The sequence below is a fragment of the Corynebacterium sp. MSK008 genome, from assembly GCF_030232585.1.
Taxonomy (GTDB): domain Bacteria; phylum Actinomycetota; class Actinomycetes; order Mycobacteriales; family Mycobacteriaceae; genus Corynebacterium.
In genome coordinates, this window is the sequence record NZ_JASPJX010000002.1 from 45,419 (window position 1) to 64,861 (window position 19,443).

Consider the following 19,443-nt stretch of genomic DNA (forward strand, 5'->3'; position numbering starts at 1 on the left):
CCCTACCTAAACGGCACCTCGCCGATCGCGCGGCGCAGTTTGCGCGTGCGCAGCCTTTCCGGATGCCGCGCGAGCTTCTCCACGGCCCGGACAGCGCACATGACGTGGGCTTCCTTCGAGTTGGAGTAGAACGCCTGGGCGCCGGCGGGCAGCTTCGGCACCGCGTGCAGCGGCAGGTCCGACACCGCCAGCAGGGTGCCGTAGGGCACGCGGTAGCGGTACCCGTTCGCGGCGACGGTGCACGACTCCATGTCCACGGCCGCCGCGGTGGAGCCGCGCAGCCACTCCCACAAATCGCGCGGGTCCTTCCACTCCCAGTTCCGGTCGCCCGTGCTCAACACAGTGCCGGTGCGCATCAGCGACGCGTCCGATCCGTAGACCTTGGACACCGCCTTTTCCAGCGTGCGCTGGATCTCCGGCACGGCGGGAATGGGCAGTTCGCGGCGCAGGTAGTCGTCGAGCACGTGGTCGTGGCGCTCGTACGCGTTGCCCAAAATCAGGTCCCCGATGCGCATGCGGGCGTCCAGGCCGGCGCAGTGGCCGATCATGATCCACGCCTCAGGCCGCAGCACCGCAAGCGAGTCGGTGATGGTCTTCGCGTTCGACGGCCCGACACCGATGTTGATCATGGTGATGCCGTCGCCGTTTTCCGTGACCAGGTCGTAGCGCGGCATCTGGAATTTCGAGCCCAGCTCCAGGTCCTCCAGCGCCACGGTGTCGGACACGGTCTCCCCGCTCGGCAGCACCAGGCGCGTGTAGCGCGAGTCAGGATCAGACAGCTCGCGCAGCCCAAACTTCACAAACTCGGTCACGTGCATGGCGTAGTTCGTGAACAGGATGAAGCGCTGCAGCGAGTCGGCTTCGATGCCGGTGTAGTGCTCTAACCTTGCCAGCGCGAGGTCGAAGCGCTGCGGCCCGAAGTGGAACAACGGTTTCTCGGCTCCGTTGAAGGCGTCCCAGTGGCCGTCGACAATCGCGTCGTGCACCTCATCCAAGGTGGGGCGCGGCAGGTTCGCGGTTTCGTCGATAGGCGGCATGCCCTTGATGTAGGCGGGCGGGATCGCCACATCCGAGTACCCGACATCCACCGAACATGGATAGTTAGAGGTCAGCGCCTCAAGCTGGGCCGTCAGGTACGGCTCCATGAGGTCCGGGCGCGAGATGACGGCGGAGTAGGTGCCGGCCTCGTCGACGTAGCCGAAGGGCTCGGAGCGGTCAATCGGCCGCCACCGCTCCACCTCCACCGTGAGTTTGGGGTACCGCACCTCCCCGTAGCGGTCGAACTCCCCCGAGCGCGCGATTTCGCACGACTGCTCGTAGAGGGCTTTTAGCTTTGCGACGACCTCCGGTACCTCACACATGCAGCCAGGCTACTCACGAATGAGCACACGGCGCACGGCTTCGGCGCGGCGGCCGATCTCCTCCGCGGTGCAGCCCTCGCGGACGCACTGCTCAATGAGGCGCTGGATGCCGGCGACGTAGACGCGGGACATGTCGGCGACGAGCTCGGCGTCCGCGTCCCCCCACTGCTTCGCGCGCGGCAGCAGCTGTTCGCGCATCGTGTCCTGCATGACGCGCTGCACCTCGTTGTCCAACACGGTGTGCACCGGGGAATCGATCAGGCGCACGGCGGCTTCGTTCTTTCCGTCGACGACGCTGGCCAGTTCGACGACTGACGCCTCGAAGTTCTGGTCGATCTTGAAACGCTCCGCGAAGCGCTCGTAGGCGTCCAACACCCAGTCCGCGGCAGCGGCGAGGATGAGCGCGTCACGGTCGGCGAAGTGCTGGTAGAACACCTGGCGGCTCACGCCGGCTTCTTTCACAATCTGCGAAACATTGAGGTCGGCCACCTCATAGTCGTTGAGGAGGCGAAGCACTGCCTGGACAAGTGCATTGCGAGTACGAAGGGCGCGCGGGTCCGTGCTGTCAGACCGGCGACCAGGCAGGTCGTAATTCATCCTGGGCTCTCCAAATACTTTGGACGTTAGGCTTTTATTTTATGAGCCTATCTGATGACACCCTGGAACTCTTGCAGAGCCTCATCCGGAATGGATGCGTCAACTATTTCTCGGCAGATTCCGGGCATGAGGAAAGAAACGCCGACACGTTGGAGGCTTTCTTCGCAGGTACCGACGTAAGCGTGGAACGCTACGAGCCGCACCCCGGACGCGTGTCCATCAGCTTCACCGTGGAGGGCACAGACCCCGACGCCGAGCCGCTGACGCTCCTCGGCCACACCGACGTTGTGCCGGTGGACGAGGGCAAGTGGACCACCGACCCGTTCGGCGGCGAGATCATCGGCGGGCGCGTGTACGGCCGGGGCGCCACCGACATGCTCTACATCACCGCGGCGATGGCGGCGTGTGTGCGCGACGTGGCCCGCGGGGAGAGACCGCGCGGCACCCTAACCTTCGTGGGCTGCGCCGACGAGGAGGCCCGCGGCGGGCTCGGCGCGAAGTGGCTGGCCGAACACGGGAAGTTCTCCTGGAAGAACTGCCTGTCCGAGGAGGGCGGCTCGCACATTCCCGCTACCGACGGCTCCGACGCGCTAGCGGTCGTCGTCGGCGAGAAGGGTGCCGGCCAGCGGCGCTTGACCGTCCACGGCGACGCCGGCCACGGCTCCGCGCCCTATGGCCGAGATCTCGCGGTGGCGAAGATCGCCGAGGTGGCCCGGCGCGTCGCCGCCATCGAACCCGAGGTGCGTGCCGACGAGATCTGGGAGGGCTACGTCCGCGCCTGGAAGTTCGACCCCGCGACCGAGGCAGCGCTGATGCGCGGAGAAGGCTACGAGGCGTTCGGCCAGCTGGAGAGCTACTCCCACGCCATGAGCCACCTGACCATCTCCCCGACCGTGCTGCGCGCAGGCAACGGCATCAACGTCCTGCCGTCCGAGGCGTCGCTGGAGCTGGACATCCGCCCCCTGCCCGGCCAGACGCAGGAGGAGATCGACTCGTTGTTGCGTTCTGCCTTGGGCGAGCTCGCCGACGAGGTGGAGATCACCCACCTCATCACGGAAGACGGGACGGTGTCGCCCACGTCCGGGCCTCTTTACGACGCCATCTGCCAGACCTTCGACGAGTTCTTCCCCGGCGTGCCAGTCGTGCCCACGATCGCGGCCGGTGGGTCGGACCTGCGCTTTGCCCGTCGTAAGGAAGGCGTCGGATACGGGTTCGCCCTGCACGCCCGCGAAGAGACGCTGGGTTCCGTGCTGGGCCAGCTGCACAGCCACGACGAGTCCGTCTCCGTGGAGGACGTGGACCTGACCGTGCGAGCGTACCGTTCCCTGATCCACCGCTTCGTCGGGGCTTAGGCGTAGCTGTGTTTATGCTGTGCAATACTTGTGCACATGAAGAAGACTCTCGTAGCTACCACCGCCGCCGTCGCGGTCACCGCCGGGGCACTGACTGTGCCCACCGCTCACGCAGCGGACCCCACAACGACGGCGCCTGCCGAAGCGCAGTCCAAACCACAGGAAGATGATCCGTCCACCCTGAAAATCGTGGGCATAGTCGTCGGCTCCCTCGCCTTCGTTGCCGCAGCGGGCGGCGGAGCATGCTGGGCAATGCAGCAGGGCTTCATCCCGAACCCGGCACCAAATCTCATCCCGTGCCACCCAGTATCGAAGCCTGCACCGGCACCTGCTCCGCGTCCTGCCCCGGCTCCAGCACCCGCACCTGCTCCGCGTCCTGCCCCGGCTCCAGCACCCGCACCGGCTCCCCGTCCTGCCCCGGCCCCGGCACCCGCACCGGCTCCGGCACCTGCTCCGCGTCCTGCCCCTGCTGCCAAGACGTACCCCAACTGCCGCGCAGTGTGGAACGACTTGGGTGGCCCGATCCGCCGCGGCGACGCTGGCTACGGATCGCACTTAGACCGTGATGGCGACGGCGTCGGCTGCGAGAAGCGCCCGAAGTAGCCTCCAGCACTGGGGTTCTCGGTCTCACAGCACCGAATCGTGAAAACCGCTGAGCAGAACTCCTGCGTATCGAGCGCCGTGCTTTCCTAAGGAAAGCACGGCGCTGAGGCGTGACCCAGGGGCCGTCACTCCTACCACATTGACCCCATTCGTGACATACTGGCCTGCATGAAGATCCGCACCCTTGCAATGACCGCCACCCTGGCCGGCACCGTCGCACTCGCCCCGACCGCCGGCGCCGACGCCATCGATGACGCCCTAGCCAAGATGCCGTCCGGCCCGATCTCCTGCGACCAGGCCTCCCGCTACTGGACCAACGACGCCGACTACCAGCAGAAAGTCCGCCAGGCCCGTGCGGTCGCCGCGTTCGACCGTCGCGGCCCGCAGATCCTCGACGCACTCTCGCGTGTCGACGAAGCCGCGAACCGCTGCGGCCTCAAGGGCGGCGCAAAGCCGGCCCAGCCGAAGCAAAACAACCAGGGCAACCAGAAAAACCAGCAGCAGTCCCAACCGAAGCAGCCCCAGCAAACCCAACCGAAGCAGCAGGCCCAGAACCCTCAGAACCTGAACGTCAGCCCGCAGCTGATCAACCTCGCGCCGGCGGGCGTGCCCACCGTTGAGGTGCCGGTGGCGAATGTGGTCACGCTGCAGCTGCCGGACATCATCAAAATCATTCAGCAGGCGCTGGCGCAGATCCTGGCTTACTTCAACATCCAGCTGTAGAGCTCGTCGCCGCCTGAGTGCACCCGCACGCCGGGGGCGGGCGAAAGCCAGAGGTCCGTCTGCAGGGAGTGCTCGCCGTCGAAGGCCCGGAACGAGATAGTTTCGTTGGTCTTGTCCAGCACCTCCACCGACGCGCGGGTGAGCCACGCGTTGCGGCGGCGCACCCCGATCAGCCGCTGGAACTCGGTGAACAACCAGCCGCCGAGCGGGGACAACTCTGCAGGCGATGCGGGCAGAGTGGGGCGCACTGCGTCGTCGGCGGACCAGCTTTCGCCGCGTACGCCGGTAAAGCCCTGCTCGTCGCCGTAGTAGATGGAGGGCATACCGGGCACCGTCATCAGCACCGCCGCGGCCAGCACCGCCTTGTCCTCTCCCACCTTGGAGGCGATGCGGTCCACGTCGTGGTTGCCCACGAACGTGTTGGGCAAGATGTCAGTTGGATGCCGCTCGAGTGCGTGGGCGAGCTCCCAGAAGTTCGCGTCCACCAGCGAGGACCAGGTCGCCTTCCACAGCTCGTACTGGGTCACGGCGTCCAGGGAGCCTTCCTTGCCTATCAACGAGTAGTCCCCGTGGATGACCTCCCCCAAAAACATCGCGTAGGGGAACTCTTCGCGTACCCGCGCGAGCACGTCGGCCCAGAAGTCGGCGGGCACGGCGTATGCGACGTCGAGGCGCCAGCCTGCGATGCCGCGGCGCAGCCAGTGCAGCATGATCTCCGCCACCGCATCGCGCACCGCGGGGTCCGAATGGTGCAGGGTGGCCAGCTCGCCGTGGCCCTCCCAGTCCGTGTCGCCGGCGAGGCCCTGCTCAACCCACGGGTGCGTGCGGGCGACGTGGTTGAAGACCCCATCCAGCATGATGTGGATGCCGCGGGCACGGCATTCGTCGATAAGCCAGGCGAAGTCCTCCTCATCGCCGAGGCGGGGGTCGATGCGGAAGTGGTCGAGGGTGTCGTAGCCGTGGGTGGCGGAGGCGAAGATGGGGCCGAGCAAAAGGCCGTTGCAGCCGAGTTCCACCAGGTAGTCCAGCCACGGCTCGAGGGCGCGGAGGCGGGAGGCGGAATCGTGCTCCTCGCGGATCGGTGCGCCGAGGGCGGCCAGCGGGTAGACGTGCCACCAGATTGTGCGGTCCAGCATGGGTTCGAGCCTACGCACCGAGCAACGCCAAGGGCACGACCGCGACACCATCCGGGCGGCGGTAGGCGCGGGTGCCGGTGGTGAGAATGACGGTGTCGACCACATCGTCGGGCAACTTCTCGCGCAGCCACAGCAGGTGCTTCACGTCGTCGTCACTGATGTTCGCGGCGAGTTTGACCTCAAACGCCACGATGGCGCCGTCTTGATCCTGCGCGATCAGGTCCACTTCACGGTCGCCCTTCACGGTGCGGAAATGGCCGACGTTGCCGAAGGTCGCCTGCGCCGCCACCCGCACCGACAACGTCGCAAGGGACTCGAAGAGCGGGCCAAGCAGGTAGTTGAACCGGCCGGTCAGCTTCGCGGCGGGAATGTCCAAAAGCCGGAGCACAAACGCGGGATCCGCGAGCTGGTGCTTCGGCGTCTTTGCCAGGCCCGAGAACGGCGACCGCCGCATGTCCCACGCCGGCACCGGGTCCAGCATCCACACCTCGGCGAGTTTCTCGCGGTACACCATGGTTGTGGTTTTAGCGGGCTTGTTGGACTCCCCGGGCGTCGCGGCGTCGAGGATCTCCTGGTAGCTCGTGGTAGTCGAGCTCGCCGCCGCGTACGCCGCCAGCCAGTTCATCAGCGCCGCCGGGTTGCGCGCGGTGTAGCCCTGCTCCGGCAGGTCACGGTCCACCACGCGTGCAAGGTACGAGTCGAGCTGCTGGTTGCGCAGCGCCGGGGGCGCCTCATAGAACCCAGGGAAGCCGCCGGATGCGATGGCGTCGACGTAGTACTTGAGCGTTTTGTCGGTCTCACCTGCGATTGCCGCCCCGCCCTGGAACAGCTCGCCCATGCTTATCGACGGCTCCGCCCCCGCCCGCTCAAACAGCGCCAACGGCCGCATTCGTAAGGAAAGGATTCGACCGGCCCCGCTGTGTGTGTCCGTGCCCGCCGCCGGTGTGGCTGACCCGGTGAGGAGAAAGCGGCCGGGCGCGGCGCCCTCGTCGACAGCGCGGCGCACATAGTCCCAGGACTCGGGGTGGCGTTGCCACTCATCGATGAGGATTGTGCCGGATTTTTCTGCGCTGAAGGTGGGGTCAGCGGCAAGCACGCCGGCACCCTCTTGCGTGTCCAGCCGCATAACGGTGGAGGCGCGGCGGCGCGCGGTTTCGGTTTTTCCTACTGCTTTAGGCCCTTCCAGCGCAATTGCCGCAGCGTGCGAAATGAGCTGGTCAAGCTGGGCGTCGACGGCTCGCGGAAGGTAACGCATAGCGCCTTACACTACCAATTTTCCGTTTCCTACACTACGAATTTTCCTCCCGGTTGATCAAAGGCTGCAGGCCCTTGGCGATGCGGTCCTTCCAGGTCTTGGCAATTTCCTCGTACCCGCGGTCGTGCGGGCGGATACCGCGGTGGGTGAAATTGACCTTGGTCTTGCCCTCTTCTTCCTCGATGTCGAAGATGAGCGAGGTGTCGTCCCACTCGCCTTCGGTGGGTTCGACATTCCAGACCACGCGTTTGCCGTCGTCGGCTTCTTGCACGGAGAAGTCGCCCTCCTCGGCGTGGAACTCGCCGCCTTTCACGCCGGCCTCGCCCTCGACCTTCTGGTCCCACCAGCTGTTGGGTTTGGTGATGGCGCGGTAGACCTCCTCGCGGGTGGCGGGCACGGAGAAGGAGGCGGTGAAGTCGCGGATGGCTTGGGCGGTGGTGCCGTCGGCGAAGGTCCAGTCGGACAGGGTGTGGTCTGGGTCGTAGATGGCCACCTCGAAACCGTCGTCCTTGTACTTCATCAGCCCGTCTTTGATCAGGTCGCGGCCGGCTTTGTTGAAGCCGGTGACGCCGGAGACGTCGAAGATCAGCTTCTCGCCGTGGAGGCGGCGCTGCGCCAGCCCGCGCAGGATCTTCTCCGCGGCGGTGAAGTTGATCATGCCTTGCAGCTCCACGATGTCGGCGCCCTCGCGGCGCTCCACGGACTTGATGCCCGGCGCGAGGTAGAAGTTAGAGGACAGCAGGTTCAGGCCCAGTGAGCTGGATAGTTCGCGGAAGATTTTCACGCCGCGCACGGAGTTGCCCTGCTTGTTCAGCCGCGGGCTGAGCGACGCGATCCCGAGCTGCCCGGGCAGCGTGCCGATCAAGCCGCCGGCCACACCGGATTTGGCTGGGATGCCCACGTTGACCATCCACTGGCCGGAGGCGTCGTACATGCCCGCGGAAACCATGACAGCCTGGGCGAGGCGCGCCGCTTCGGCGGAGAGGATTTTCTCGCCGGTGACGGGTTGGGTGCCGCCGTTGGCCAGCGTGGCTGCCATGGTGGCGAGGTCGCCGACGGTGACTAGCACTGCGCACTGGGCGATGTAGCTGGCCACGGCGTCGTGGGCGTCGTCGGTGATCATGCCGCCGTCGCGAAGCATGTGGGCGAACGCCTTGTTGCGCTCGGCGCTGTCGAGCTCGGAGTCGAGCACGCGCTGGTCCATGGTCAGCTCGCGGCCGGCCAGGCGCGAGAAGTAGTCACGCAGTTTCTCGCTGCGCTGCTCCACCGGAATGTCGGGGCCGCCGATGAGTTGGTTGACCGTGATGGCGCCGGCGTTGATGAGGGGGTTGGCGGGGCGGCCGTCGTCGTCAAGCGAAAGTGCGTTGAACGCCTCGCCGGACGGCTCCACACCCACGTGCTTTTCCACCTCTTCGGCGCCGTACATGTCTAGTGCGAGTGCGTAGACGAAGGGTTTAGAGATGGACTGGATGGAAAACTCGTAGTCCGCGTCGCCGATGGCGTACAGGTGGCCGTCTGTGGTGCACATGGCAAGTGCGAGCTTGTCCGGGTCGGCGTTTTTGAGCACGTCGATGTAGTCGGCGAGCTCGCCGCTGTCTTGGTCGCGGACGTTATCCACGATGGCTTGGAGGTGGTCGTTGACTGAGCTGAGCATAGGGCAAGTGTAGAGGCCCACCCTGCGAAGCCATTTGAAACGGATATAATCGTGTTTATGTACAACGACACACTCCCAAATTCAACGCACGCACACCTCTCCCAGGAGCACGCCGACACCGTCAAGGCGACGCTCCAACCGGTGGGCGAAAACATCCAGACCATTGCGAACACCTTCTACTCCAAGATGTTCGCGGCCCACCCCGAGCTCATCTCCGACCTGTTCAACCGCGGCAACCAGAAGCAGCAGGCGCAGCAGAAGGCGCTCGCGGCGTCGGTGGTGAAGTTCGCGTCGCATCTTGTGGACGACTCCGCGCCGGACCCGGTGGTCATGCTCAACCGCATCGCGCACAAGCACGTCTCCCTCGGCGTGACCGAGTCGCAGTACCAGATCGTGTACGAGAACTTGATGGCCGCGATCGCAGAGGTGCTCGGAGACGCCGTCACGCCCGAGGTGGCGGAGGCGTGGAGCGCGGTGTACTGGCTCATGGCCGACGTGCTGATCAAGGCTGAGAAGGACCTCTACGCCTCCGACGGGGTCGCCGACGGCGACGTGTTCCGCCGCGGCACGGTGGTGGAGAAGACCGAGCTTTCGAGCGCGGTGACCGCGTTCACCGTGGAGGGCGACTTTACGCAGCCGAAGCCGGGCCAGTACACGTCTATAGGCGTCAAGCTTGACGACGGCGCACGTCAGCTGCGCCAATACTCCATCATCGAAGGCAGCCCGGCGCGCTACCGCATCGCGGTGCAGAAAGACGGCGAGGTCTCCACGTTTTTGATGGAGCGTGTCAACGTCGGCGATGCCGTGGACGTAACTCTGGCCGCCGGCGACCTGGTGCTGCAGCCGGGCGAGCGCCCGGTCGTGCTGATCTCCTCCGGCATCGGCTCCACTCCGTTGACCGGCATCCTCCGCCACCTGGCGCAAAGCGGTGACCCGCGCCGGGTGACGTACGTGCATTCCGACAACTCCGAGGAATCCTGGGCGCAGGCGCAGGAAACCCGCGAGCTGGTGGATGAACTGAAGGATGGGTCACTGCAGACCTACTTCCGCGGCGACGCTGAGCGCGTCGACGTGGGCGCGCTCGACCTTGCCGGCGCGGACGTGTACCTCTGCGGCGGCACCGGCTTCCTCCAGTCGCTGCGCGAGGACCTGAAGCAGCTGCCCGCCGAGAAGGCCCCCGCCAACGTGTACTACGAGCTGTTCAGCCCGAACGACTGGCTGGTGGCCTAAACCTCCCGCTTGCTCAGGCGGGCGCCGCACTCGCCGGGACGGTCGTGCGGGATGAGCTCCACCTTCACGTCGCCGGCGCCCTGGTCCAAAAAGCCCTCGTGCAGGGCGCAGACCACCGGGGCGGGGCGGGTGCCCGCTTCCGCGATGAAGGGGCAGGCATTGAGGCTGATCTCGCGCACCTTGGCGGTGGTGGCTTCCGGGCGCGGCGTCGGGTCAAAACCCATCTCGCGCAGGGTCTGGCAGGTGTGGCGCTCCGCGGTGTCCAGGTCCACGCGCAGGTTTTCGTGGCGGCGGGTGTTCACCCGCTCCGCCCACTGGCGGCCGAGGCGCTTTGCACTGTCGGTGTCCTTGTCGGCCAGGGTGCTGGCCAGCACCTCTACCAGGGCGATCATGGAGTGGGAGGCCAGGTTCGTGCGCGCCACGCGGGCGGTGTAAATGTGGGAGGGTCGGCCACGGCCAGTGCCGGGGGCGACGCGGCGGGAGACCACGCCCGCGGACAGGAGCTCGTCCAGGTGGCCGCGCACGGTGTTCGGGTGCATGCCCAGCGCCTTGCCGATCTCGGCGACCTGGATGCCGTCCGGGCTTTCCTGGATCGCGTGGAACACCTCGAGCTGCTTCAAGCTGAGGTGGCCGACCGCGTTGAGCAATTCACCGGCGGGACGGGGCGCGTGATTCCGTTCCATGCGCGTTCTCCTGGTGCCGTGTTGTTGTTACGTCAGGAGTATATTCCAACCTTAGATGTTGGACAACTTGGCTTTCGAAGGAGTTGACCTCTATGCCACGTGCGGTAGATGTTGCAGCGTGGGCGGTTGTCGCCGCGGGTGTGGCGGCCGTCGCCACCACGGCGGCGGTCACACAGTCGCGCGAGGGCGAGCTACCTACTGGCGACGACGTAGTCACCGCCGACGTGCGCATCGAGCGCATGCGCTACGTCCCCAACCGGATCGAGGTCCCGCGCGGCACCAAACTGGTGGTCAACCTGGTCAACGACGGCGACAAAGAGCACGACCTGAAGATCGGGGAAGCCAACTCCGGCCGGCTCTCCCCCGGCGAGGCCAGCGCCACCTACTTCGGGGAGTTCAATAAGGACACCCGCGGGTGGTGCACCATCGCCGGGCACAAGACGATGGGCATGACCTTTAAGGTCGACGTGATTTGATCACCGCCACCTGCGCCTTCACCGCGCGCGCCATCAGCGGCAGAAACGCCACCAGCACGCCGAACGCGATAAAAGACAGCACGATGCGGGCATAGGAGTTGCCCACCACCAACCAAGCCAGAAGCGCCGCGTTGAACAGGCCGGCGCGCAGGTAGGCGGCCCGGTTGAGTTCACGCAGACCCGCCTTGACCGCCGCCGGGCCACCGCCCATGGTGGTGGGCATGAGGTAGCTCATGGTGCCGATCAGCAGCTGGCCCGCAAACCCGAGCAACAGCGGCAGGGTGGGGATCTCCCCTGCCCCGCCGAACATCCGCACCGCGTACCAGGTCAGCCCGCCGATCAGCCACGTCACCGCGAACAGCGCGGACAGCGCCGGGTAGGTCACGCGCCCGCGGGGGTCTTTGAGCACCGTCAGCGCGCTGGCCACGAACCCCTGGTAGAGCCACACCCAGCCCGCCAGGATCACCACGGTGCCCGCACCCGCCACCACGGGCAGGCGCAGCAGCGAACCGGCCACCGCCACGGCGACACCCGCGCCCGCGAGCCCGAGCGCGACGCCGACGCGGTCCTGCCCGCGGGTGCGCCACATCGCCGGGAACAGCACGCTGAGCGCCCCCATCGCCGCGAACCCGACGAAGCCGCCCACGTTGGTGAACATGTGGGCCTGGCGCACCGCGCCATGCCACTGCCCCGGCAGGCCGGCGGACAGCGCCGCGCCGAACAGCGCGCCCACCGGCAGGCAGCACGCGGAGGCGACGAAGCCGAAAACCCCAGCATGACGGCGCTGCGACGAGCGCACCTGCCCGAACAGCACCGCCGCGTGCCACGCCAGCACCACCGCGACCACGAGCGCGCCCGCCCACGTGAGCCAGTACCACCGGGCAAGCTGCCCCACCAGCACGGCGATGGTGGCGGCGTTGAAGAGGTAGGTGCGGGTGAGTTGGGCGGGCCGGGAGGCGTCGTCAAGCTTTTGCCCCAAGAAGCGCTCGGTGAGGTTTTGGGACCACAACATGATCGAGTTGGTCAAAATCCCCAGCGTGAAAATGTGGATGAGCAGCCACGGCCCGTCCGGGATGAACGGGTGCGCGAGGCCGACCAGGATGAACACCGCCATCCAGACGCTCACAGGCCGCGAGGCTTTGCGGTGCCACGCGCGGGGGTTCATGTCAGGCATTGACTCCTCCAGACTTCGGGTTGTCCCGGAAACACCACCAGGTAGCCACAGCAAAACACACCGCGCCCGCAGCCAGCACGCCGATCACCTGGTTGTACGCGGCCGTGTAGTCCGCACCGCGGTCCAGCCTCGCCTGCAGCAGCGACCCCGTCAGCGCCACGGTGATCAGGGTGCCCAGCTCGTAGGACACCTCCTCCACACCCGCGGCCATGCCGGAACGGTGCATCGGGGCGGACCCGATGATCGCGATCGAGGAGACACTCATCACCGAACCCGCGGAAAGGCCCAGAAGCACCATGCCTATCGACGTCCATCCGGCCGCCAACGCCACCGCCCCCACTACCGCCCCGAGGAACCCGCCGGCGATCAGCGGCAGGAAGCCGATCTTGTGCAGATACGCCCCGCCGAGGACGGAGGCCGGGATAGCGGAAAGTGCCATCACGGCGACGGTGGCGCCGGCGGTAAGGGGCGTGAGTGCGTCGACAAGCTGCAGCTTCTGCGTGGTCATCAGTTCGGCGCCGGCGAGGACGAACATGCCGCCGGCCGCCGCGAGGACGCCGCCGGTGAACAGGCGGGAGCGGAAGATATCGAACGTCAGCAGCGGGTCCGCCAGGCGGTGCTGGCGGCGCACGAACAGCCAGGAACCGGCGGCGGTGGCGGCGAGCGCGGCGAGGGTGATGGCGGGGCTGTTGGCGGCCTGCTTGATGGCCATGGTCAGGCCCGACAGCGCGATCAGGGCGTAGAGCGAGGAGACCACGTCCCACTGTTTATCCAGGTTGGGCAGGTTTTCCGGCGCGAGCGCGACGGTGAGCACCAGCGCAATCACCACGATGGGCACGTTGATGAGGAACACGGAGCCGACCCAGAAGTGCTCAATCAGCGCGCCGCCGACCACCGGGCCGAGCGCGCCGCCCGCGACCGCCACCGAGCCCCAGATACCGATGGCGGTGTTGCGCTCGCGCTCGTCCGGAAACGTCAGGCGGATCAGCGCGAGCGTGGCCGGCATCATCACCGCAGCGCCCATACCGAGCATGCCGCGCGCCAGGATCAGCTCCAGCGGGCCGGGCGCGAACGCCGCGCCCAGCGACGCCAAGCCGAAGATGGCTAGGCCCACAATGAACATCAGGCGGTGGCCCACCCTGTCGCCCAACGCGCCCGTGCCCAGCAGCAGCCCGGCGAGCACCAGCGGGTAGGCGTTGATGATCCACAGGCCCTGCTCCGGGGTGGCGTTATAGCTGTGCTCCAGCGCCGGCAGCGCGGTGTACAGGATGGAGTTGTCCAGGCCGATCATGAGCAGCCCGAGCGAGACCACCGCGAAAAATCCCCAGCGCTGCGCCTTAGTCATGGGCAGATGGTACCACGCGCAAAAAAGTGCGCCCCGGTTGCGGGACGCACTCTGTCTGGTTGTTGCTCTTAGCGCATTGCGAGGAATGCTGCGCCGATGCCGAGGGCTGCCAGGGCTGCGATGACGCCGCCGATGATGGCTGCGATGTTGACCTGGTTGTCGGCCTGCTTCGGGGCCTCGGCCTTGGCGGGCTTGACCTCTTCCTGGACCTTGGCGTCTTCGACCTTTGCTTCCTGGACCTTTGCTTCTGCCTTCGGCTCTGCCTTGGGCTGCTTGGCGGGGACTTCACCTGGCTGGGCTTCGGCGTCTGCGGCGGGGATTTCCTCGGCCGGGACCAGTGCGACCATGGGGTGCTCTTCGGCGACCTCGACAGCTTCGGGCTGTTCGATCTCGACGATCTCTTCCGGCTGCTCGATCTCCTCGACCTCAGCCTTTGCGCGGGCGCCGATGGATTCGGCGTAGGCACCGATGCGCGGGTTGTCGAGTACCAGGGAGTCCCAGTCGGCGGGGACGAGGACCTTGCCTGCCGGGGTGTCGGCGAAGTAGGGCTTTTCGGAGTAGTTGAAGTAGTCGAACTGGCGGTCGTAGTTCATCACCGACTGGTAACCGGCCTGCATCGGGGAACCTTCAGCGATGTCGGTGACGTACTGCTGAGCACCCCAGTGGCGCAGACCCAGGGTGTGGCCGAACTCGTGCAGGATGGTGTTGCGCACCTGCTCGTCGTTGGCGCGGCCGCCCGGGTTAGCCACGTAGAAGGAGCTGTCGCCCACCAGCGACAGGCCCGTGGCGTTGGAGCCGGCGCGCATCCGGTCGCCCAGGACGCCGGGGCGGAAGATGTTGGCGCGGTCACCAAGGTTGTTGATGGTGTTAATGAGCTGGAACGCCTCAAACTTGCTCGGGTCGAAGTACGAGTCGCGGTACTCCAGCGTCTCGCCGCCGTGGACGTCGGAGTAGTTGGGGATGTTGGTGTAGTGCTCGCCGGCATCGATGTGCAGGCTAATGCCGTGGTCGGCAAACAGGTCCACTAAATCGTCCAGGCTCTGCGTCGACGGGGCGTAGGAGGTGCGGTTGGCGTTGGCGCACTCGCGGGCGGCAGAAGTGTCGCAGCCGAGGGTGTCGTATTCGGAGGCCATCCAGTTCAGCTGGAGGAAGACATCCGGGCGGTTAGGGTCGGCACCCCAGTCCGGCAGGGGGATTTCCGTGCCATCTGCTAAAACGACGCCTTGTTCTTCCCAGATGTCGGGCAGGCCGTCGCCGTCGGAGTCAACGAGGGTGGCGGTGTTGGTCAGCACCGGTGCCAGCTCAACGTCCTGCTGGGCGTGTGCGACGTTCGCGCCGGAAACCGCGATGGCGGCGGCAACTGCTGCGGCGATGGTGTTTCGGAATGCTGCTCGCATCTCGGTGACTCCTTGGTGTGCGTTTTTCTCTTTGTGACAACCCTGAGTTTATGCACCGAATATGCGCAGGTAAACCGCTCGCCGCCAGGCTGAAAAATACCCTAAATCGTTGAACATTCTTTCCGGATTGTTCAACGTTTCCACCCATTCCTAGCTGCGGATTGTTCATCAATCCGGGGGCGCGTTCCGGGGTTTCGTCAGTATTGTTCAACGATCAAACTGCAAACGCGCGCGGATGGTTGAACAATCCGTCAGCACTGCATTTTATGCACACTAAGGTGTTTTCCAGCATGGATCCCGGCAATTTTGCGTCTACCTGCATGTTTGGATTGCATACACAACTCATACACTCTTATTTTCCCCGGGTTTCCCCTCAGGGGTGTAGCAAACCCCCTGGATTGTTCAAAGATCCGCGGATTGTTCAGCAATCCGGAAAACCCTACTACCCCCGTTTTTTACCCCCGTTGCGGCGGCAAGGCACCGTCGCAAAGCAAAAAGCCCCCTTTAACCCGAGTTTCTGCGCATCTTGGCGCGGCGCATATCGATGGCCAACGCGATGCCAATGACCGCCGCGTGCTGGCGTTCGTCCAGGCCGGGCTCGATGCGCACGCGGTAGCTGGACTTGCCCATCAGCATCCGCCCCATGCCGGAATACTCGGCGTCCACGGTCGCGAGCGGACGGCCCTGGCTGGTCAGCGTGTAATTCAGCTGGAACGCCTGCCCCTGGATCTGCACGTCCGGGAAACCCGCGACCTGCACGTCGAACTTCGCGCCGATCCAGGCGAACCGCTGCGTCAGCCGCGCGAGCTCCAGCGGCGGGTTGACCTGGTGCACGACGTACTTGTCGCGGATGAAGTTCACCGGGTCCTCGATGCTCAGCACGTGCGCGCCGGCCGCGTCGAACACCTCCACCCCGCGCGACGCCTTGACCAGGTCGCTCATCTTCAGCGTCTGCCTGGCCGTGCCCAGCAGCTCCCCGCCTGGCCCCTCGATCGCGAACGTGTCGCGGCCCAGGGCCTTCGTTTGCCTTACGACGATTTCACGTTGCCTAAACACGCCCCCCACCCTAACGACGCGTGGCTGGTTGTGGGCGGGTGTGGTTTGGGCGGCTGGTTTTGCCTGCCCTGCCCCCCCATCTCCACAAACCCCTAGTAAGCCCTCCCTAGTATGGCCAATTTTGGGCCTTAATAGGGGTTTGTTACTCGGGGTATGTCCCGACGCCCGCCAGTCGAGTCTTCAAATGGTGAGACGCTCCCGCACGATGCTTCAGCCCTAGGACTGGTATTCGCGACGACAGCGTCTCGGCAACGGGGCGAACTTCGGAAAGAAGGTCACCCGCTCGTCGATGATTCTACCGCGCGCAGCGGAAAACCCCGGCGGGCTGGGTAGTCCAGCCTGCCGGGGTTGTACGCGCCTAGCTCAGAAGGGTGCTAGTTCTCAGCCCGTGAAACGAAAATTCGTTATGCGTAACAGAATCTGCATTGCATTTTCATTACGCGTAACGCAAATGCGTTACAGTTCGGTTCATGTCCGAACTTGACCTCGCGGCTTTGATCGACCTGCTGCTCAGCATCGGCACCGATACCTGGAATATCGAGGCCAAGGATGCCACCGGTGGTCTGCCGACCTCACTTGATGAGACCCTCAGTGCGTTCGCGAATATGCCCGATGGCGGTGTCATCGTCCTCGGCCTCGCCGAAGAAGACGGGCAGATGCGCGTCCGCGGGGTTGCAAATGCGAAGGACCTGGCAGCCGGGCTTGGCACCAAGGCGCGCGAGCGCATTCACCCTCCAGTGCAGCTTGGGGCCGTGCAAATCGCCACCATCGACGGGAAGCAGGTTGTAAGTTGCGTAATTCCTCCGCAACCACCCGAGCGCCGACCATTTCGGGTCGGCGCCAATGGCCCCGCCTTCACACGATCGAGCGATGGCGATCACGAATTGAGCCGCGAAGAGGAGCTCTACCTCACCTCCCAGCGCAGTCAGCCAACCCACGACCGGCAACCAGTCGATGGAGCGGACGTGGACCGCGACCTGGTGCCGGAGCTGCTGGAACAGTACCTGAGTGCAGAGCAGCGAAGTTCGCGCCGCCTCCAGGGGATGAGCCGTGACGAACTGCTCGTGCGTACAAACGTCGTCGACCACGAGACTGGTCTACCGACGGTTGCTGCGGTGTACGCGATGGGGCTCCACCCGCAGCAGTTCCTCCCGCACACGGCCGTGAAGGCGCACGCGAGAGGTGACGGGCAGAACACCGGCCTGCGTCTCACCGACCACGATGAGTTCACCGGCCCTATTCCCGATCTCCTCGAATCAGCCGAGTCATGGGCCCGCAAGCACCTGATGCGCGGGGTCGCGTTTCGCGATGGCCACGGGTTCGACGCTCCCGAAATCCCGGCCGTCGCGCTGAGAGAAGTTATCGCCAACTCGCTCGTTCACCGCGACCTTTCCGTTGCCAGCTTCGGCAGCTACCCGATGCTGGTCAAACTGCCGATGAAGTTTATCGTTGAGAATCCCGGTGGGTTGTGGGGCCTGACAGAACGCGAGCTTGGCAAGACAAGCCCGCGGGCGAAAAACGCAGTGCTGTACCGCATGTGTTCCGCAATCAGGACCGAGGACGGCAAGCGAGTCATTGAAGGACATGCCACCGGGATTCCCGAAGTGCGGCGAAGCCTCCGCGACGCTTTCCTTCCGGCACCCTATTTCAAAGACGAAGTAATCAAGTTCAAGGTGCTGCTGACCTCGTCGAGCATGCTGTCAGAGGAAGATAGGAACTGGCTTTCCCAGCAGCCTGGAGCCAACGTGATGTCTGTCGCGCAGAAACACGCGCTTGTAGCAATGCGGCACGGTGCGGAACTGACGAACTCCGCTTACCGCAATGAGTTCCCGATGGATTCGGTTCAGGCCCGGGACGAACTCCAGGAGCTGGTCCGCTTTGGGTTAGCCGAGCAGGTTGGGACCGGAAGAGGGACCGCGTACCGCCAGAGTGGGAGCGGCCAAGCGGAACTGCCAGTCCGTGCTGTCGGCGAAACTGCAACGAACGAACAGCGAGTGCTCGACTCGTTACAGCAGACTGGCCACCCTCTGAGCAGACGCGAGCTGGCTTTATCTACCGGGCTAAGCGAAAGCCAGGTGTACCGAGCCCTGAAAAACATCGATGGCCTCCAGCAGGGCCCGGCGCCCCATGACGGCAGAGTGGTCGTCTACTGGGTGTGATGTGGAGGCTGCCGGCGCGGACCGGAGGTCGTCGAGAAGCAAAAGCCCCGACCCACACTCCGCGGAGTATAAGTCGAGACTTCACATTGTGCCCGGGGGGGGACTTGAACCCCCACGTTCTTGCGAACACTGGCACCTGAAGCCAGCGCGTCTGCCAATTCCGCCACCCGGGCGGGCGACTTGATTAATATAGAACGCAGCTCACAAAAACCACAAATCGCCAGCGCACACCGCCTTTTACCCCGCGTCCATAACGGGGCCGACACGCTGCGCGGATAGGTGGTGTCGGGTGCGGCACCTATACTGTCCGGGTTACTTAAATTCCGATGTGAAGAAAGGAGGTGCGCAGGAAATGGCAGTGATGGACAGGCTGGCAAAGCTGGACAGTTCTCTGCAGCGCGGCTTGGACAATTCCATGGCGGCGCTGTTCGGCGGCAAGGTTGTGCCTGAAGAAATTGAGGAGCTGGTCAAGCAGGAAGCCCAGGACTCGCTGGTGGTCACGGACAGGGACGAGTACGTCGCCCCGAACGTGTACGCGGTGGGTGTGTCTTCGAAGGACTTGGAGAACCTGTCGCAAAACCGCGATCTTCCTGTGGACCTCGCCGATCAACTCATGCGCTACGTGCGCAACAAGCAGTGGTTTTTGGATGGCCCTGTTGTTGTGCGTATCGCGGAGGAGTCGGGTCTGCGCACTGGCCAGCTCCGGGTGTCCTCGTATATCGACACCATGCCGGATGTGGTCAGCGGCTTCGACGCCATTGTGGCGGAGCCGAAGAAGCGCAAGGCCTCGCGCTCGCAATTGAAGGAGGATGCAATGTCCGAACCTAACTCCAACCAGCCGCAGGCCGCTGCCAACACCGATGCGGCCACGGTGAGCCTGCTGCTTCAGGACGGCTCGTCGCGCACGTACCTGGTCCACGAGGGCTCCAACATCCTGGGCCGCTCCAACGATTCGGACTTCCGCCTGCCGGACACCGGCGTGTCCCGCCAGCACGCGGAGATCACGTGGGATGGCCAGGTGGCGGTGCTGGTGGATTTGCAGTCCACCAACGGCACCACGGTCAACGACGAGCCGGTGGAGAACTGGATGCTCGCGGACGGCGACGTGATCACGCTGGGCCACTCCAATATTGAGGTCCGCATCGTCGGCAGCCAGGACCAGCCGCAGGCCGGTGCGAACGAGCCGCAGTTCACGGATTCGGTGGCGCACCCCAGCACCGAATACTTCCGCCCGTAAGAAGG

Annotated in this window: 17 protein-coding genes, 1 tRNA gene and 1 pseudogene; 7 read left to right on the top strand and 12 right to left on the bottom strand. The window is 65.2% G+C overall.

Translation table 11 applies throughout. The features are described 5' to 3' along the window. Positions 1–2: 2 nt before the first annotated feature. Together amn and QP996_RS01905 are read right to left on the bottom strand one after the other, a co-directional pair. Complete coding sequence (gene amn, locus QP996_RS01900) at positions 3–1,361, bottom strand: AMP nucleosidase (protein ID WP_284870954.1); 1,359 nt, start codon at positions 1,359–1,361, stop codon at positions 3–5. 9 nt (positions 1,362–1,370) lie between these two features. Beyond that, complete coding sequence (locus QP996_RS01905; RefSeq protein WP_284870955.1) at positions 1,371–1,877, bottom strand: TetR family transcriptional regulator; 507 nt, start codon at positions 1,875–1,877, stop codon at positions 1,371–1,373. 122 nt (positions 1,878–1,999) lie between these two features. On the opposite strand from QP996_RS01905, the gene QP996_RS01910 reads away from it, so the two are divergent. The 3 genes from QP996_RS01910 to QP996_RS01920 all read left to right on the top strand — a co-directional run bounded on the left by QP996_RS01910 (position 2,000) and on the right by QP996_RS01920 (position 4,636). Next, a complete protein-coding gene (locus tag QP996_RS01910) occupies positions 2,000–3,310 on the top strand; it encodes a M20/M25/M40 family metallo-hydrolase (RefSeq protein ID WP_284870956.1) in 1,311 nt (436 codons plus the stop codon). Positions 3,311–3,346: 36 nt separating this feature from the next. Then, a complete protein-coding gene (locus tag QP996_RS01915; protein WP_284870957.1) occupies positions 3,347–3,913 on the top strand; it encodes an excalibur calcium-binding domain-containing protein in 567 nt (188 codons plus the stop codon). A gap of 168 nt (positions 3,914–4,081) precedes the next feature. After that, the gene (locus QP996_RS01920; protein ID WP_284870958.1) at positions 4,082–4,636 is read left to right on the top strand and encodes a hypothetical protein; all 555 of its coding nucleotides are present in this window, start codon (positions 4,082–4,084) and stop codon (positions 4,634–4,636) included. Here QP996_RS01920 and QP996_RS01925 read toward each other — a convergent pair. The 4 genes and pseudogenes from QP996_RS01925 to QP996_RS01935 all read right to left on the bottom strand — a co-directional run. Then, complete coding sequence (locus QP996_RS01925) at positions 4,615–5,772, bottom strand: alpha-amylase family protein (protein WP_284870959.1); 1,158 nt, start codon at positions 5,770–5,772, stop codon at positions 4,615–4,617. The two genes, QP996_RS01920 and QP996_RS01925, sit on opposite strands and share 22 nt — an antisense overlap. Positions 5,773–5,782: 10 nt before the next feature. After that, positions 5,783–7,027, bottom strand: coding sequence for an ATP-binding protein (locus QP996_RS01930; protein WP_284870960.1), 1,245 nt, complete (start codon positions 7,025–7,027; stop codon positions 5,783–5,785). A gap of 34 nt (positions 7,028–7,061) precedes the next feature. Next, a complete protein-coding gene (locus tag QP996_RS11840) occupies positions 7,062–7,424 on the bottom strand; it encodes an SRPBCC family protein (protein ID WP_316244759.1) in 363 nt (120 codons plus the stop codon). Between the two features lie 18 nt (positions 7,425–7,442). After that, a pseudogene (locus QP996_RS01935) lies at positions 7,443–8,681 on the bottom strand (glutaminase); the annotation flags it as partial. Between the two features lie 57 nt (positions 8,682–8,738). Here QP996_RS01935 and QP996_RS01940 point away from each other — a divergent pair. Beyond that, positions 8,739–9,911, top strand: coding sequence for a globin domain-containing protein (locus QP996_RS01940; RefSeq protein ID WP_284870962.1), 1,173 nt, complete (start codon positions 8,739–8,741; stop codon positions 9,909–9,911). On the opposite strand, the gene QP996_RS01945 is transcribed toward QP996_RS01940, so the two are convergent. Continuing rightward, positions 9,908–10,594 carry a helix-turn-helix transcriptional regulator gene (locus QP996_RS01945; protein ID WP_284870963.1) on the bottom strand — a complete coding sequence of 229 codons (687 nt, stop codon included), beginning with the start codon at positions 10,592–10,594 and terminating at the stop codon, positions 9,908–9,910. The two genes, QP996_RS01940 and QP996_RS01945, sit on opposite strands and share 4 nt — an antisense overlap. A 92-nt stretch (positions 10,595–10,686) precedes the next feature. Here QP996_RS01945 and QP996_RS01950 point away from each other — a divergent pair, with 92 nt between their 5' ends. After that, positions 10,687–11,070: a cupredoxin domain-containing protein gene (locus QP996_RS01950; protein WP_284870964.1), complete on the top strand. Its 384-nt coding sequence runs from the start codon at positions 10,687–10,689 to the stop codon at positions 11,068–11,070. On the opposite strand, the gene QP996_RS01955 is transcribed toward QP996_RS01950, so the two are convergent. The 4 genes from QP996_RS01955 to QP996_RS01970 all read right to left on the bottom strand — a co-directional run bounded on the left by QP996_RS01955 (position 11,051) and on the right by QP996_RS01970 (position 16,042). Further along, complete coding sequence (locus QP996_RS01955) at positions 11,051–12,244, bottom strand: copper oxidase (protein ID WP_284870965.1); 1,194 nt, start codon at positions 12,242–12,244, stop codon at positions 11,051–11,053. The two genes, QP996_RS01950 and QP996_RS01955, sit on opposite strands and share 20 nt — an antisense overlap. Next, on the bottom strand, positions 12,237–13,589 hold the full coding sequence (locus tag QP996_RS01960) for an MFS transporter (RefSeq protein ID WP_284870966.1): 1,353 nt from the start codon (positions 13,587–13,589) through the stop codon (positions 12,237–12,239). The genes QP996_RS01955 and QP996_RS01960 overlap by 8 nt, the downstream gene beginning before the upstream one ends. Before the next feature lie 68 nt (positions 13,590–13,657). Then, positions 13,658–14,986, bottom strand: coding sequence for a hypothetical protein (locus QP996_RS01965; RefSeq protein WP_284870967.1), 1,329 nt, complete (start codon positions 14,984–14,986; stop codon positions 13,658–13,660). Between the two features lie 504 nt (positions 14,987–15,490). Further along, the gene (locus QP996_RS01970) at positions 15,491–16,042 is read right to left on the bottom strand and encodes an LURP-one-related/scramblase family protein (RefSeq protein WP_284870968.1); all 552 of its coding nucleotides are present in this window, start codon (positions 16,040–16,042) and stop codon (positions 15,491–15,493) included. Between the two features lie 470 nt (positions 16,043–16,512). Here QP996_RS01970 and QP996_RS01975 point away from each other — a divergent pair, with 470 nt between their 5' ends. Beyond that, on the top strand, positions 16,513–18,201 hold the full coding sequence (locus QP996_RS01975) for an ATP-binding protein (RefSeq protein WP_284870969.1): 1,689 nt from the start codon (positions 16,513–16,515) through the stop codon (positions 18,199–18,201). Between the two features lie 89 nt (positions 18,202–18,290). Here the strand turns inward: QP996_RS01975 and QP996_RS01980 are convergent. Beyond that, positions 18,291–18,374 (bottom strand) — tRNA-Leu (locus QP996_RS01980). A 179-nt stretch (positions 18,375–18,553) separates the two neighbouring features. Between QP996_RS01980 and QP996_RS01985 the strand changes: the two genes are divergently transcribed. Continuing rightward, positions 18,554–19,438: an FHA domain-containing protein gene (locus tag QP996_RS01985; protein ID WP_284870970.1), complete on the top strand. Its 885-nt coding sequence runs from the start codon at positions 18,554–18,556 to the stop codon at positions 19,436–19,438. Positions 19,439–19,443 lie beyond the last annotated feature (5 nt).